This window comes from Paenibacillus sp. FSL K6-1318, assembly GCF_037976905.1.
Classification (GTDB): Bacteria; Bacillota; Bacilli; order Paenibacillales; family Paenibacillaceae; genus Paenibacillus; species Paenibacillus amylolyticus_A.
The window spans coordinates 3,290,988-3,307,350 of the sequence record NZ_CP150270.1 but is presented as its reverse complement, the minus strand read 5'-3'; the positions used below and the strand labels follow the sequence as shown (position 1 = coordinate 3,307,350).

At 45.1% G+C, this 16,363-nt stretch carries 14 protein-coding genes; all 14 read right to left on the bottom strand.

All coding sequences use genetic code 11. From position 1 onward, the window contains the following. Positions 1–13 precede the first annotated feature (13 nt). Positions 14–853 (bottom strand): ABC transporter permease, encoded by an 840-nt coding sequence (locus tag NYE45_RS14620; RefSeq protein WP_340017215.1) that lies wholly within the window; start codon positions 851–853, stop codon positions 14–16. 18 nt (positions 854–871) lie between these two features. After that, positions 872–1,777 carry an ABC transporter permease gene (locus NYE45_RS14615; RefSeq protein WP_340017214.1) on the bottom strand — a complete coding sequence of 302 codons (906 nt, stop codon included), beginning with the start codon at positions 1,775–1,777 and terminating at the stop codon, positions 872–874. 63 nt (positions 1,778–1,840) lie between these two features. After that, positions 1,841–3,391 carry an ABC transporter substrate-binding protein gene (locus tag NYE45_RS14610; RefSeq protein ID WP_340017212.1) on the bottom strand — a complete coding sequence of 517 codons (1,551 nt, stop codon included), beginning with the start codon at positions 3,389–3,391 and terminating at the stop codon, positions 1,841–1,843. Positions 3,392–3,416: 25 nt separating this feature from the next. After that, entirely contained in the window at positions 3,417–4,442 is a 1,026-nt protein-coding gene (locus NYE45_RS14605; protein ID WP_340017211.1) for a succinylglutamate desuccinylase/aspartoacylase family protein, read from the bottom strand. Between the two features lie 359 nt (positions 4,443–4,801). Further along, positions 4,802–5,773 carry a sensor domain-containing diguanylate cyclase gene (locus NYE45_RS14600; protein WP_340017210.1) on the bottom strand — a complete coding sequence of 324 codons (972 nt, stop codon included), beginning with the start codon at positions 5,771–5,773 and terminating at the stop codon, positions 4,802–4,804. After that, the gene (locus tag NYE45_RS14595) at positions 5,766–6,401 is read right to left on the bottom strand and encodes a chemotaxis protein CheC (RefSeq protein ID WP_340017209.1); all 636 of its coding nucleotides are present in this window, start codon (positions 6,399–6,401) and stop codon (positions 5,766–5,768) included. Before NYE45_RS14595 ends, NYE45_RS14600 begins: the two co-directional genes overlap by 8 nt. Beyond that, complete coding sequence (locus NYE45_RS14590; protein WP_340017208.1) at positions 6,391–6,765, bottom strand: response regulator; 375 nt, start codon at positions 6,763–6,765, stop codon at positions 6,391–6,393. The genes NYE45_RS14595 and NYE45_RS14590 overlap by 11 nt, the downstream gene beginning before the upstream one ends. A 250-nt stretch (positions 6,766–7,015) precedes the next feature. Then, positions 7,016–7,918 carry a carbohydrate ABC transporter permease gene (locus NYE45_RS14585; protein ID WP_062834432.1) on the bottom strand — a complete coding sequence of 301 codons (903 nt, stop codon included), beginning with the start codon at positions 7,916–7,918 and terminating at the stop codon, positions 7,016–7,018. Between the two features lie 12 nt (positions 7,919–7,930). Further along, positions 7,931–8,896 (bottom strand): ABC transporter permease subunit, encoded by a 966-nt coding sequence (locus NYE45_RS14580; protein WP_340017207.1) that lies wholly within the window; start codon positions 8,894–8,896, stop codon positions 7,931–7,933. 110 nt (positions 8,897–9,006) lie between these two features. Then, on the bottom strand, positions 9,007–10,662 hold the full coding sequence (locus tag NYE45_RS14575; protein WP_340017206.1) for an ABC transporter substrate-binding protein: 1,656 nt from the start codon (positions 10,660–10,662) through the stop codon (positions 9,007–9,009). 139 nt (positions 10,663–10,801) lie between these two features. Further along, entirely contained in the window at positions 10,802–12,343 is a 1,542-nt protein-coding gene (locus tag NYE45_RS14570) for a response regulator (protein WP_340017205.1), read from the bottom strand. A 13-nt stretch (positions 12,344–12,356) separates the two neighbouring features. Next, positions 12,357–14,138 (bottom strand): sensor histidine kinase, encoded by a 1,782-nt coding sequence (locus NYE45_RS14565; protein WP_340017204.1) that lies wholly within the window; start codon positions 14,136–14,138, stop codon positions 12,357–12,359. 4 nt (positions 14,139–14,142) lie between these two features. Further along, complete coding sequence (locus NYE45_RS14560) at positions 14,143–15,255, bottom strand: helix-turn-helix domain-containing protein (protein WP_340017203.1); 1,113 nt, start codon at positions 15,253–15,255, stop codon at positions 14,143–14,145. 261 nt (positions 15,256–15,516) lie between these two features. Further along, the gene (locus tag NYE45_RS14555) at positions 15,517–16,356 is read right to left on the bottom strand and encodes an SUMF1/EgtB/PvdO family nonheme iron enzyme (RefSeq protein WP_340017202.1); all 840 of its coding nucleotides are present in this window, start codon (positions 16,354–16,356) and stop codon (positions 15,517–15,519) included. Positions 16,357–16,363: the final 7 nt, after the last annotated feature.

The following is a 16,363-nucleotide window of genomic DNA, read 5'->3' as shown; positions in this document are numbered from 1 at the left end:
ATCAATCCCTCGTTCATCGCAACTCAGCTCTGTCCCTAAGCCAATCCCCGAACAAGTTAATGGTCATGATAACTAATGCAATGGCCAGACCAGGAATCGTGGATAACCACCATGCCGAGCTGATATAACTTTTACCATCATTGACCATACCACCCCAGGAAGGCGTGGATACATCGATGCCTAGCCCCAGAAAGCTCAATGCTGCCGCGAGCAGGATCATATGTGACATCTGTAAGGCTGCCTGCGTCGCAATGGTGTAAAGTGTGTTCGGCAAGATGTGCTTTGCCATGATGTTGATGCTCGGCACGCCCATTGCTTTAGCCGCTTCGACATATTCCAATTCTTTCAGTGACAGTACTTGACTACGAACGACGCGAGCAAATGTCACCCAGCCTGTCACTGCAAGTACGATGACAATATTGGTCAACCCCGATCCCAGCACGGCAACCATAACGATGGCCAGCAACATGCTTGGAATAGACATCTGAATGTCCGCAAGACGCATTAAAACCGCGTCCGTTTTACCTCCGAAATATCCGGAAACGATACCGATCACGCTACCCAGCACACCGGAAATCACTACAGCGATGATACTGATCCAGAGCGACAGCCTGCCACCATACAACAATCTGCTGAGCACATCCCTGCCCAACTGGTCGGTCCCCAGCAAGCTCGTGCCTCCACCTGCACTGTAAGAGCTCAGTGGAGAAATGAGGATATCTTGCAAAGATTGCCTGTACGGATCAAACGGTGCGAACAGCGGGGCAAACACCGTCAGCGCAAAGATGACGGTTAACGAACTTATGCTGGCAATGCCCTTGGCATTGGCGCGGAGCAAAGATCGTTTTTTCATGGATATCCCCCTCCTCGTTTAGTGCACTTTGATTCTAGGATCAATGCGGTGGTATATCAGATCTGTCACCAATGTAATGGCAATATAGATGACACTAATCACAAGAATACTTGCCTGCACCAGTGGGAAATCGCGGTTGCTGACACCTTGGATAATCAGTTGTCCTACACCTGGCCAGGAAAAAATCGTTTCCGTCACGACTGCACCAGCGATCATGACCCCGAATTCCAAACTGATGACGGTAATGACCGGAAGAAACGCGTTTTTGAGTCCGCGTTTCAAAATCCGGCTTGGTTTAGAGAAGCCTTGGGCCTGACTTGTGATCATATAGCCCTTATCCATGACTTCAATGAGTGATGCTCGCATGGTGCGAGCAATGGGTGCGATTGGGTATGCTGCCAGAGTCAACGCGGGTAATATAATTGATTCCAACCCCCGGTTGCCTGAAGTCGGCAACCAGTGAAGGTTAACAGCGAAGATCATAATCAACACAATCCCGATCCAGAATACCGGTAGCGATTGGGTTAAGAAAATCCAAGCATTGATCACATAGTCAATCCAGCTGTTTTTCTTGTACGCCGACACGATACCTGCAAGCAGTCCGACAGTGATCGCAATAATGATGGCGAACATGGCAAGATCGATAGTTGCGGGCATGCGTTCCAGCACCAGTTTCAGCGCAGATTCCTTGTAATATAGGGAATTACCCAGATCACCGGTAAACAGGTTTTTCAGATAATCAATGTACTGCATCCAGAGTGGCTGATTAAAGCCAAGGCTCACCCGAAGGGCGGTCACCTGTTCTTCACTGGCTTCGGGTGGAAGCATCAGGCGTGCGGGATCACCCGACAACCGGATAATGAAAAATACTAGGGTTGCCGCGCCGAGGACTGCAAGTACCGATTGTCCCAAACGTTTCAGCACGTAATGCTTCAATGGTTAACACTCCCATCCGGACTTGGCCAAACACCGTTGACGCTTGCCGATTTACTCGTTACTAGCTGTAATGGTAGATACTGGAATTGACCCATCTACGCGGCCGTCCCATTTCAAACGATCTGCCACGCCATAATACTGGTTCTCCTGGTACAGGAAGACACGTGGTGCGTCTTTCAACACTTCATCCTGAATTTCTTGGTAAAGTTGTTTACGCTTATTCTCGTCTGTAACGGACCGTGCTTCATCCAGCTTTGCGTCCACGTCTGGGTTCGCGTATGTCGAGTAAGACTCCCCAGAACGAAGGATCGCATAGATCGCCGCATCTGCATCCAGTGTGTTGGTGCTGCTCCAGCCAAGGACGTACATGTCGGATTGCTTACCTGCAGGTACAAGCGTACGATATACCGAACTTTCCACATTGTTGACTTTGATGTTCACACCAACGGCTTTGAGTTGTTCTGCGATGACTTGTGCCACATCGGTGTTTTTAATGTACCAGCCTACCGTATCCAGCGTTGCGGAAAAACCATCTGGGTATCCTGCTTCAGCCAGCAGCTGCTTCGCTTTCTCTGGATCGTACCCGTAACCTTCAGGCTCGCCAGCGTATCCGAAATCTTTCGGACCGATCAAGCTGTTGGTCTGAACAGCAGCACCCTGAAGTACTTTGTCCACGATGGATTTCACGTCGATAGCATAGTTCAGTGCTTGTCTTACTTTTGGATCATCAAAAGGTTTCACATCGGTTTTGAAGCCGACATATACGGTGTTGCCTGCTCGTTCCACAGTGGACAAACGCGCTGTAGATGAAGATTCAATCTTCTCACGATCTTCTGGAGATACGGCTGTGATGAGATCTACCTCATTATTGAGCAGTGCACTTACACGTGTGGAAGCCTCAGGGATGGAACGGAAAGTTACTTTTTTGACAGCAGGTTCTCCGCCCCAGTAATCAGCATTAGCTTCTAGAACAACGTTGCTGCCTTTGTCCCAACTTACGAACTTGTATGGACCAGTGCCGACCGGTTTTTGAGCAAACTGCTCTTGTCCAACTTCTTCGGCATATTTTGGAGGCACAATCTCAGTTGGATAACGATTAAAACGCGTAGGGACGAGTGGATCAGGCTTCTTCGTCACGACATTAATCGTATGTTCATCCACCACGTTCACTTCTTTGATTGTGGAAACGTAACTGGCAGTCGGTGCATTGTTCGCCGGATCAAGAACGCGATCAAGTGAATATTTAACCGCATCGGCGTTAAACGGCTCACCGTTGGTGAACGTTACACCTTCCCGTAGTTTGAACTCCCACGTGGTGTCATCGACTTGGCTCCAGCTTGTTGCAAGTCCTGGCACGAGCTGTTCATTCTCGTCCCGCTTGACGAGTGTATCGAAGATGTTATCCACGACTTGTGCATTTTCGGTGAGAAATCCAGGATCAAGACCGTTAACGTCGAATGCCCGCGCAATCGTGATCTCCAGCTTTTGTGCTGGTGTTTCACCGGCGACATCTGGTTCGCTCCCCGATTTGCTTGTGGTTGAGCAGCCTGCGGCAATTACAGCCAATAAGGTAAGGCTCAGGAGAAATTTGCTCTTTTTCATGATGTAAACCCCCGTTTTGTTTAATTTATGTTAATTTGCCCAGCATGACCGCATAACCGCCGTTGTGGACGGTCGATGCTGCATGGATGGATAAAATGACACCATGTGCAATAGGACAGATTATAGAATGCTCTTCTAGTTCCGGGTATGACAATACCCGGATCAGTTCTTCACCCTGTCTGACGACATCCCCGGCTTGCCGGCTGAATGTCAGAATACCACTCTTCACGAACCTCAATTCCGCAATCTCTCTAATCTGTAATGGTTTGCAGTTTGCACGATAAGTTCCGCACTCTTTCTGTTGCGCATCGGCTGAATATGCGCCGAGTTGATCCAGAATCAAGCGAATACTATGAAAGTGCGTATGAACGGCAGTGTCTGTCCAACGGTTGCCACCTCCGCTCTCCAGCAATACTGCCGGGATGCCTTTTTTGCAAACCTCGTTGATAAGCATGCCTTTGGCATCATCGCGACAGATGAACGTTGCTGTCAGCGGTACCTGGCTTAGCGCAGCCATGCTACGATTGAACGCGCCATCGTGATCACTCGCAACCATTGCGAACGGACATACATCAAGCCAGCGACCTCCCCCATGCAGATCAATCAAAAAGTCGGCATATTTTGTAATGTGATCAGCCAGCCACTGACCATAACGACTGGAGTATGACGCTGGATCAACATTTTGACCAAAAACCCGATTTAGGTTGATACCATCCAGCGGACTGGCGTTGGTCCCTGCGAGCATGGCCGTTGGGTTAGTGACAGGACATACAATCAAATTCCCACGCAGGTCTTCTGACGAGACATCTGCCAACAATCTGGCACAAGCTACAATTCCATCATGCTCATCCCCATGTAAGGCGGCCTGAATCCATACGGACGGTCCAGTCTCGTAACCCTTAACAAGAAACAAGATGATTGATTGCTCCTCGTAAGTTTCGTTGATTCGGGATACGGTTGCGACAGGTTGCTGAGCGAAGGCCTCCTCCAAATTGTCAAAAACATAATGAGTTGCCGCAAAACATGGTGTCTCGGATGAGGTTTGCTGCATGTAAATTTAACCGCCCTTCTATAACCAAGTATTCTTGTATGAATTGTAAAATTTAATTGATCCTATCAAACGATAAGTCTTTATGTCAATGTCATATAATGGCTGTTAACCACGTTATATGTCGAATAAAAGGCGGAAATAAACGATTGATATCGATTACAAAAATCTTATATTATGATCAAAACTCATACTTCTCCTTAGATTTTTTTTGTTGAACAGGAATTGTATACAAAAAAACACCTGTCCTTGAAAATACAAAGGACCAGGCGCTTTTCAGTTTAGGAGAAAACGTATTTTTTCTAATGTTAATTGTATAGACAAATAAAGTTGCTATGCAGCAACTTTAAGAAATGACATATTTATGTTTGTTCATCACTTTCAGGTTCAAAGATTCCGTATCCGTTCTTTCCGTTCTTCTTAATCTTGTACATGGCTCGATCCGCATGTCTCAAAAGTTCGGAAGGTTCCTGTCCATGCTTCGGAAATAGGCTTATGCCAATACTGATCGATATATTAATATAATTTCCGGCAATTTTAAAATGGGTGCTGAATGCTGCTTCCAATTGTTTGGCGATGATTTCAGCGTCGTGATCATCCTTCAGGTGGCTTAATATGATGAATTCATCCCCGCCGAGCCGTGCCACAGTGTCTGTCGTTGGAATCGTTTCGCTTAATCGCTTGGCCATTTCCAGCAACACTTGATCACCAACATCATGCCCATACGTATCATTGACTTGCTTGAATCCGTCAGCATCCACAAACATGACAGCAAGTTTGCTATCATTTCTTTGGGCATTGCTGATGGCCCATGCAAGGCGGTCATTATAAGCAAGACGATTAGGCAGCCCTGTAAGTGGATCATGCAGGGACATATGCTTACTGATCTTCTCGGAGATTTTGATTTTGGTGTACTCCGTCTCCAGTTCCTTAATCAGGTTTTTAAGTTTATATACCCGGGTATTCATGTTTGTCATGTCAGTAATCTGAATTAGGGCATAACAACGATCTTCCTGATAGAGCGGTTCAACATGCATATTTTGCCTGATTAAATGTTCATCCTCGCCTTCACTAGGGAGAATAAACGCTTTATGTAAGGCGCTTGAGCAAAACCTGCTCTGACCATGATACAGTGCATTTTGCAAAATATTCAGGTAAACATTGGATTTAAAGCGTGGACAAACTTCAAGCAGATTCAGACCAATGACTTCTTCCCTACTCTTGCCAGTAAGGCGTTCCAACCAACCATTCCACACAACAATTTTCAGATGCCTGTCGACTATCATAATGCCCATATTGGCTTTGTTCAAAGCTTGTGAAATGAGATTATCCATGGTCTTCCTCCAGTAAAGCGTCCATTTTGGCCAACAGACTCGATATGGAGTTCATACTCAGCGCTATAACAATAATACCTGTCACATCGGTATCGGCAAGTAAAAACGATGTGTGCAACACCAGCACATATACTTCATTCTGCAACAGTATTTGTTGGTCGGAATTGGTGACATAGATCAGCTCAATATCAGGCAGTACATATTCCAGTTTGATCTCCAGGAAATTTCCGAATTCGCCAATAATGGCGTTAAGCAGGACGTTGCTAACTTCTTTTAGCACGTCCAGATCCGTATCCATCAAGCTCGGATCAGCAGGAATAACGGTCTCTCCCAGTTCTCCAAGGCAGATATTGGCCAACACTTTAGCCTGCTCAACAGGAAACATCAGAAATGCTTTCCCCTGAAATTCGTAGCCAAACTGCAAAGACGACCTGAACAGGTGACCTTCACTGAAGAAAATGTTGTATCTTCGATCTCCAGGATCAACATCCGATATGGAGATCAGCTCCACTTCCGGAATATTCAAAACGATACGTTTGTCTACAATCTCTGACAACATATTAGCCGCTTGTCCCACGTAAACGTTCACAAGTTCAGTAAGCAGATCTTTCTGTAAATCATTCAGCATGATAGGCCGCCTGAATCAGTTGAATCAAAGTATTTGCCTTTTCCGCGGTTAACGGTTTATTTAAAAATCCGGAGATCCCCAGATTCTCTACTTCATCCCGAGTCGTCTTCTGAATGTCTGCAGATAGAATAATAATCTTGACTTCGCTATCCGTTTCCCGGATCATTCGCAGCATTTCTTGTCCGTTCAAGCCAGGCATCAGCAGGTCGGTTGTTATAAAATCAGGTCGGAACTCCTGAAATAGGTTATATCCTTGCTCTCCATTGCTAGCAATCTGAATCTCGCATTCTGGAATATGATCAACAATCAGCTTTCGAAGCAATTTCTGTACGAATATGGAGTCTTCCACAATTAATACTTTCATTTTCTCTTCAATCTCCTCAATAAAATGGTAAGAGTTCGGGATTGTCAGGCGCTGTTCACAGTTCTTGAGAGACTGACTCGTGAATCAAGTAAATATAAATTATAGTAACTTTAATTTAATTGTCAACAACATTATTGAATAGATTAGATTCGTGTACAATTGAAATGGCATGGCATGCCACTTGAAAAACATAAAAAAACGGTCACCATCGTGACCGTTTTTGATCGGTTATCTGCAACTGCAACTAAGTTTACTCTTTTACCCCACCAAGCTGCAAGCCATGAACAAAATACTTTTGCAAAAATGGATAGACAACCAAGATCGGCAATGCGGCTACAATCGTAATCGCTGCCCGGATAGATACAGGAGTAACCATGTTACGCGCAGCGCCGAGATCTGCACCATTGGCAACGGCTGCACTGCTGTTGGAGTTCATGGAAGAAGACAGTAATTTCATCAACTCATATTGCAGAGTGCTCAGGTTTTGCTTGGAAGACGCATACAGAAACGTATCGAACCACGAGTTCCATTGACCGACTGCAATGAACAGTGCAACCGTAGCCAGAACCGGTTGGCACAGCGGTAGAATAATGGATATGAATGTTCTGAAATCTCCAGCACCATCAATTTTGGCTGATTCGATCAGTCCCTCGGGTAGTGTCTGGATGTAGGTCCGAATAACAATCATATTGAAGGCACTAATCAGTCCAGGAATAATGTACACCAGGAAGTTGTTTAACAAATGCAAATCTTTCATCAGGAAGTACGTTGGAATAAGTCCTGCACTGAAATACATCGTAAGTACAACGAAAATGGTGATTGGTTTCCGTAATATATAATCTTTTCGGCTTAATGTGTAAGCTAGCATGGAGGTCAGAAACAGACTCAAGACTGTTCCGAGCACCGTTCTCGCAACCGAGATGCCAAAGGCGCTGAAGATGGTCCCTCCTGCAAATACAGCTCTGTAGTTTTGATCTGTCCATACCCGAGGCCACAGATATATCCCACCCCGGATGGTGTCATTACCGGCATTGAACGATACGGCGAGTGTATTCACAAACGGATATAGGGTAACAATCGCGATTGCGATCATCAGTATACCGTTTAACGTATGGAAGACAATCGGTTCAAGCCGAGATTTATTGATTCCCATCTCTAGTCCCCCTTATATTAATCGGTCTTCCCCGAGTCGTTTGGAAATAGAATTCGCCGCAAAGATCAGCGTAATACTAACCACCGTCTTGAAGATACCTGCCGCGGTAGCCAAAGAATAATTCCCGATCTGTAGTCCGTATTTCAGGACAAATATATCTATCGTCTGTGACCAGTCCACAACTACACCATTACCCAACAGATACTGAACTTCGAATCCAGCTTCCAAAATCCAGCCCATATTCATGATCAGCAAGATGATAACAATGGATTTGATTCCGGGTAAGGTCACATACAGCATTTTCTTATATCGGTTCGCACCATCAATCTCTGCCGCTTCATAGAGCGAGGGATCGATAGACGTGATGGCCGCCAAATAGATAATGGCATTCCAGCCTACTTCTTTCCACACATGAGATGCGCCTACAATGCCCCAGAAGTACTCGGGAACACTAAGCCACATGATCGGTTCTTGAATGATGTTCAGCTTCATGAGCACCACATTGACAATCCCGCCGTCTACAGACAGGGAACTTGCCACGATGCCTGTCACGATGATCCATGAGAGAAAGTGAGGCAAATACGATATCGTTTGAATGGTTCGTTTATAGAACTTATGTTTGATCTCATTAAGTAAAATGGCAAATATAATCGCTGTCGCAAATCCGAGTACCATATTGATTACGCTCATCGCAATGGTATTACGAAGCACGTTTAGAAATGCATCGTCTGTTAGCAAAAACTTGAAGTGCTTAAGGCCGACCCATTCCTGCTGGGAGAAGCTTTTGGCAGGACTATAATTCTGAAAGGCCATAACCCAACCCCAAATGGGATAATACGAGAATACGAGAATGTACGCAACGATGGGCAATGACATGAACATCAGTTGTCTTTGTCCGCGCAACCGTTTTAGTATTGGTGTTTTGGCAACGGTTGTACGGGTAGTTTGCTCCGGTATGGCTCCAGGCGTGTTCGCCATCTTCACTCCTCCTATTGGCTTGCAACGACATTATGCATGATCGTCCCGGAAGGCACTCGCCTGAGTAATCCTCTGGTTGATACCTTCCGAGGCAATCATTGCCGTATTTTTTATTTAACAGACCAGTTCTCGATTCTCCATTTCAGTTGTTCATTAATTCGGTCTTCATAGGATTTCACATTAATTTTCTTGTAAGCGTCTACATATTCGGTCCAAATGTTATCAAACTCATCCGGTTTTGACATGATCGCCTTAGGCAAGAATTTTAAGGAAGTGTCTGTCATCTGCTTGTTCGCTACCGCAGCATCAGAGCCTTCTTTCAGATCGACCTGCCATGCTGGATAGTACACCGGATTCTCTGGTGCAGGAGAGAAGAAGTCACTCCATGTTTTGAAGCCGTATGCGTCCAGAAGTTCTTTATCTTCCGGTTTGAGGTTGTCATAGAATTCCTCAGGTTGGTTAATCGCTCCAATCGCATTACCATCTTCAAATGTTCCTTCAAGCTTCGGTGCCGCAGCATAGAAACCTTCTGCTTTGTTAACCAGTCTCCATGCCGGATCGTCCTGCTCTTTCCGTTGTTCTGGTGTACGATAGAATCTTCCCTCTTCATTTACCTGATAATCTACACCCTCTTCACCCCATGACAGGAGCTTCTGGTACTTCTCATCCATAAGCTTATCGAGGAATTTGATGAGTGCGACAGGATCTTCAGCATCTTTACTGATACCAAAACCATTGTTCAAGTTGATAACTGGGCGATCCAGATAATGGTCTGTAATACTTGTATCATAGACTAGCGGGAAACCTACGTAGGTCTGGCCAATCTTGCCTTGAGCTACGAGTGGGTCTTCACCGGATTGGAAATTCCAGTGCTGGTCGAACATGCCAAGCACACGTCCCGATGAGATTTTAGCCAAATATTGATCGTAGTTCTGAACAAAGGCTTCTTTATCCAGCAATCCATCATTATACAATGTGTTCAGTTCCTTATAGTAACGTTTGGAGATGTCCTTGTCGGCAAATACACTCGCCACTCCATTCTCATCTACGACCACACCGCCATCATTGGGATGACCCGTAAGATGCTCTGGTGGATTAAGCAATGGGAACGTCCGCCAGTCAGAGGCCAGTGTAGTAAAACCAATTGTCGGTTGACCATCAATGGTTGGATTCTTGGCTGCGTAATCACGGATCAACTGTGTGAATTCATCCAACGTTTTAGGCGTCGGGTACCCGGCATCCTTCAGTACGGACTTCTGAATCCAGAATGCAGGGCCAGAATAATAGTTACTAATGAACTCCCCTGTATACACGCCATAGTTAGGCAACCAGTAAATATGTCCGTCACTGGAGTCTTTCATCCGGTTCCAGTCTTTACCGAAATGCTTCTTCAGATTGGGTGCGTGCTCCTCGATCAGATCTTCCAGCGGAATGACCGCGCCGGCTGAGACCAATTTGGTGTCTGCTGTGATCAAGTCAGGGAAATCGCCACCGGCGATCATAACGCCGAGCTTCTGTTGAAGATCACCTACCAGAAACTCCATCTCAAGATTGACGCCGAGTTCATCCTGGATCTTCTTGTAGATTCGGTTATCTTTAGCTGGTGCCTGATTCGGCGTTCCGATAAAGGCCGAGATGTTCAATACCTCTTTACCATCCGGTGTAGTCGCTTTCTCATTGTCACCACTGCATCCTGCCAGTGCCAAACTTAAAGCCAGAACGAGTGATACGGAACCCCAAAGCTTCTTTTTCTTCAGTCCCCCCATGTACTTGCCCTCCTTGGAAGTGGTATGTCTTACTGTTTTTAGTATGAATAAATGTATGCGGTTACAAAATATATACATTTAAGCTCCTCCCCCCTGTAATTGCAGGTCTTATTCAAGAGCGGTTCTTTTCTTTGGCGAATCAGGTCGCAAACTTTTGCCTGTATTCCAAAGGTTTCATCGCTGTTCGTTTCTCGAAATGTCTGAGAAAATGCTGGTAACTGCGATACCCTACCTGTTCTGCAATCGCGCTTGATGTCTGATTCGTCTCCTGAAGAAGACGCTTCGCTTCTTCCATTCGCAGGTCATGCACCACCTCTATGACACCCTTGCCGTACTTGCGCAGGAAGGATTGGCCTAAATGGACGGGGTTCACGTAGAAACGTTCTGCGAGCTCCTGGATCGTGAAGGTTTCCCTGTAATAGGTCTGCACATATTCAGCCACCTTAGCCTGAATGCCCCCGACTTGCCTCTCACGCAGAATAGCCAGTTCCGATTTGCACTGCAAACAGAAGTGTTCCAGATTGCCAGCAACCTCTTCTATATTTCGATGACTCTTCTCCAGAATTCGGCTCGTCGATTCGTTCATCAGAGCATTAGGATCTCCCCCCAATTCTTTACATAGGGAGTGTCCACGGAACATAATGTGTGTGGAAAAAATATGTACAATCTCTGGCGCAGCCTTCATCTGCAGAAAGATTTCAAAGACATCACGAATGGAACTTAAGAGTTCATCTACAGATCCGTTCTCCAGCAGATCGGTAATACGATCAACCTCTGACATGGTTTCCGGATCAAACTGCCATTTCTCCAGCTCGATATCTTCGGCAAACAAAAGACGCTCTTGATTAAAAAACAAATAACGTCCAACTTCCTGTGCAGAGTGGAAGGATGCAGACAAATGTTCCAGATTGGTGGTCATTAATCCGACAGCGATATGAATATCTTCACAGCCATTATTTTGCATGTTGTTCAATAAGCGATGTGTAAAAGCTTTAATTGCTTCAGATGCCCCGCTTCTGCTAGGAACATCCTCCCCCCATACAAGTCCTAATGAGTCTCTTGTTTTGTCTACCACATAACAACAGGTTGATCCTCCAGCCGTTTGTTCAGCCACTGAACAGGCCTCCTGAATATCTCCCTGAAAAGTAATCCGCAGGTAGGTCCAATGGGACTTATTTACATAAGGAACGATCTCTGAGATCTCCTGCTCCGATATATTCTGTTTATCTCGGATCAGTGTGGACAAATATGCTTTGATCTTTTGCATCTTTGCATGTTCCCGAAGACGTTCCTGCTTTTCACGTTCCTGCAACTGCAAACGGAGTCGTTCCAGCATCTCCTCTGCTTCTGTACTGTCAACCGGCTTGGTTAAATAGTTAGAGACACCTAATCGGATAGCTTGTCTGGCATAATTAAAGTCACTGTATCCGCTCGTGATGACAAACAGCACGGATTCATGTTCCAAACGTCGGGCTTCTTCGACCAGCTCCAGCCCATTCATGACAGGCATACGAATATCCGTCACCACGAGATCAGGTTGGTCTTGTTGCATCATCCGAATGGCTTCCTCCCCATTGGCACATACACCTCTGATTTCAAAACCATACTTCTCCCAGTTGATCAGAAGCTGTAATCCTTCAAGGGCGTACGGTTCATCGTCTACTAACAGCACTTTATACATGAGAGTTTACCTCCTATTTCCTCTGTTCCAGCTTGCAGATCGGTATACGGTAACCCGCGATAGTCTCCTTTCCAGGCACACTACTTAGATCAAAGATCGCATTCCCTTCATAAAAGAGTTCCAATCTGCGATATACATTTCGTAGTCCTACATGCTCGCCATTTCTGGGTCTTTCAGAACGAATATCTCTCAGGAGCTCACTTAGTCTCACCGCATCCATACCGATCCCATTATCGATCACCTGAATAACCAACTCAGAAGCGTTTTGTCTCGCCGTCACCTTGATCTGTCTTCCATTTTTGCGCGCTTGCAATCCGTGTTTGCATGCATTTTCGACGAGAGGTTGAATACTCATGCGCGGAATGAGCAAGGAAGCTGCATCAGGATCAACTTCGAAGGTGTAATCAAACAATTCTCCGAAGCGAAACTTCTCAATCTGGAGGTACAGATTCGTAAATTGAAGCTCTTCTTGCAAAGGAATCAGATTGTCAGAATGACTGAGCAGCTGTCTCATCAGCTTGGACAGACTTTTAATAATCTCAATGACTTCGGTATATCCATTCTTCGTACTAACGACCAGCAAGGCATTCAATGTGTTAAATAAAAAATGGGGATTCATCTGACTCTGAAGCATGGACAATTCGGTCCTCACTTGATCCAGCTCCAAATCTTTTTGACGGATTTCCAGTTTATATACGTCATTAATCAGCGTATGAATTTTACCAATCATGATGTTAAATGTACGAATAAGCCCGCCGATTTCGTCGCGGCCTTCGTGAATTTCAATCAGATCGAATCGTTCGTTGCGAACTTTCTCCATATGTCTGGATAGCTTGCGAATCCGATAGTGGTAGGAACGCAAAATAATGTAGATCAATACAGAGGGGACCACGATACTTAATGCAAGCAACCCCAGAATTGATTTAAAGGCTTCTTGCAAAAGGTGGTCAAGGTGACGCGTATCGGCAACTCCAATCAATTTCCAACCTTTTAGGTAGGCTAGATTCCCCAATGATTTTTCGAGCGTGTAAGCAGAATTGCCAGATTCCTTGAGTATTGAATCGTTATTCGAGTTGGATAAATCGGTTTCGCTGAATTCCCCACTTGTAACGACAGTACGATTGTTGCTGTCCACCAGACGCAGCTGAAGACTGTCTGATTCACGATTTAAAATGCTATATATCCGGCTAACTTCCAGATCAATCTTGGAATACTTTGCATAATTCGCATACGAGGTATAGGTATCCATTTTGCCAATCACACTGATCCTTCTTCCGGCGTTAAACCCGGATGGTTCAATATAGTCCACGACCAGAATGCCGCCGCTGGTGGATTTCAGCTGTTTTAATCCGGGAAGTATATTCTTGTCATTCATCACGATATAATGGCTGCCGGTCTGAATAGTATCGTTCTCGGTAAAGATGCGCACCTCCAAAATATTGGCCGACATATAACGTGTTAATTTATCTCTCAGAAATGCATGGTACTCGTTGTAATAATCCACAGGGGAAAGATACGTTCGATCAAGTAGCTCATAGAGTGAATCGTCTGCTGCGATGATTCGGCTCAGAGCTACGCTCTCATCAATCATGCCCAGCAGTTCCCCCGCAGCCCTGTCGATGGATTTGCGCAGATTTTCCTGTTCTCGAATCTTGATGTCTGCAGAGGTTCGCTGATAAAAGAAGATATTAATCGTTATTACCGGAAGGAGAATGCTAAGTACATAAATAAGCAGAAATTTGGATCGGAGAGGAATATCATTAACGTTACGGAACATCCAGAATTTATGGCGCATGTGATCACCCTTGGTTTTTGTTTTTATAGACGGATGGAAGCTCCCCTGTATGCGCTCTGAATTTTTGAGTAAAATACTCGGCATCATGATATCCAAGCTTGAATGCTATGTCAGTAATTTTCATGTTGGTACGTCGCAGAAGTTTGCGTGCCTCCTCAACTCGAAGCTGGTGCACATAGTCGCTGAAACTGACTCCCATCTCCCGCTTGAATTGCTGGCCCAGATAGGCAGAATTAACGTGAATACGATTAGCCACATCTTGCAATTTAATTTTACTTCGGTAGTGTTGCTTCAGTTCATGGACTGCTTCCGCAACAAGGCCCCCTGTACCCGACTTTTTCAGATCAGACTGGGATAGTTGCTCAGATATCCGAACACAGAGCTCTTGCAATGTGCCGGAAGACCAACTTGCAGTCTCATGCCATTCCTTCTCGCATAATATTTCTCTGCAAACCTCCCTTTTGCCATATTTTCGTAGCAGATCGCCATGGATATATCGGATGACATGGTGTATCCATTCCAATGAAACCTCTGCGTTCTCAGTCATCAGCAGCAATTTACTCACGGCAGTATCGAGCGGATCTGTGTCTCCCGCTTCAATTAATGTCAATATGTCTTTAGCGATATTCATCATTTGCTCTAAATCATATTCTTCGCTTATGCGTCGTTCATCAAGATGATCTACATGAGCATCATCTGTAAACATGACTCCATCCTGCTGTTGGAGTTCTTCTCTCCGTTTGTCCAGAGGCTCAATCATTTCCATAAGAATTTGATGAATCTCCTCAGGGACAAGAGGTTTAAGCACATATTGATCAACCTGATACCGTATCGCTTGTTTGGCATAATTAAAGTCGGAGTATCCTGTAACAATAACAATTTTCGAAGTGTAGGCGAGATCCTCTCGCAAGGTATGGATCAAACCCAGACCATCCATAACAGGCATTTGAATATCAGTGACCACAAGATCCGGTTCAACAGCATTGAATAAAGAAAGTGCTTCTTCTCCATCCGTTGCTGTTCCACAGAGTTCATACCCACAAGCTTGCCAGTCGATCATGGTTCTCCATCCTTCTAGCATAAACGGTTCATCATCCGCGACGATAACCTTATACATTACCTCACCTGCCATTCCTCCGTGATCAGTTACATGAAACTCGTTTATATGGAATAGTAGATTCCCGTCGTTCGTGAACACACTAAACAGCAGAACAACAGCAGGATTGTTGTCTGCTCGCCCAACTCGAAGAACCCAACGTTCATCATATGCAATTCAAGTGTAACGCTTACAATTGCACACAACAACCTGAGAAATTATAGGTTTTCACCCGATAAAGTATAGGTTGAACTGTGCGCTTGCCTCTTTCGGAAAAGGAGGTTATTCTCCACGCACGATTCGAAATCCTTGATCAGGACCATAACCATTCGCATCAAATTTACCTCGGAATGAGATTTCATTGTTATTGACGCCGCCAATCCAACCACCGCCTTTTACTACTCGCCAGGAATGATCTGCACTCTCTGAATCACTGTACCAGTCCCAGCACCATTCTCTCACGTTTCCAGACATATCATAGATTCCTAACTCATTAGGCTTCTGGGTTCCGACCTTTTGGGTTTGATTACGATTGCTCTCAATAGCGGGCCAGCTCCAGTCACCAGTCAATACGTGGTCACCAGCATTTTTCCAGTACCAAGCCACTTCATCGGGATTATTACTTCCACTGTAGGTGTAATCTAAGCTCTTTTGACCTCCGCTTGCAGCGTACTCCCATTCTGCTTCTGTTGGTAAACGGTAGCCGTTAGCATCCTCATTAATCGTTACAGTCCATTTTATATTGTCGTTTTCATTGTGATTATTCGTGTCCTGGTTGTCTTTGTCTATATTGTAATAAGGTTTCAGGTTCTCTTTGATGCTCTTTTGATTACAGTATTCCACGGCGTCATACCAGCTCACCATCTCAACGGGCAGGTCGTCTCCCTTGAAGCCAGACGGGTTTTCCCCCATGACCTCCATCCATTCTCGTTGCGTCACTTCGTATTTGCCAATATAGAAGGAACCCATCATTTCATTTCGTTCAATTTGACTTGACTTACTGCTCTTGAACGCTCCTCCTTCGACGAATACCATATCATCATTTAATTTAGAATTACTCGCTGAACAGGCACTTAGACTAATAACCATGGCGATTAAAGTTAACCATACCAGCTTTCTCATTCAACTA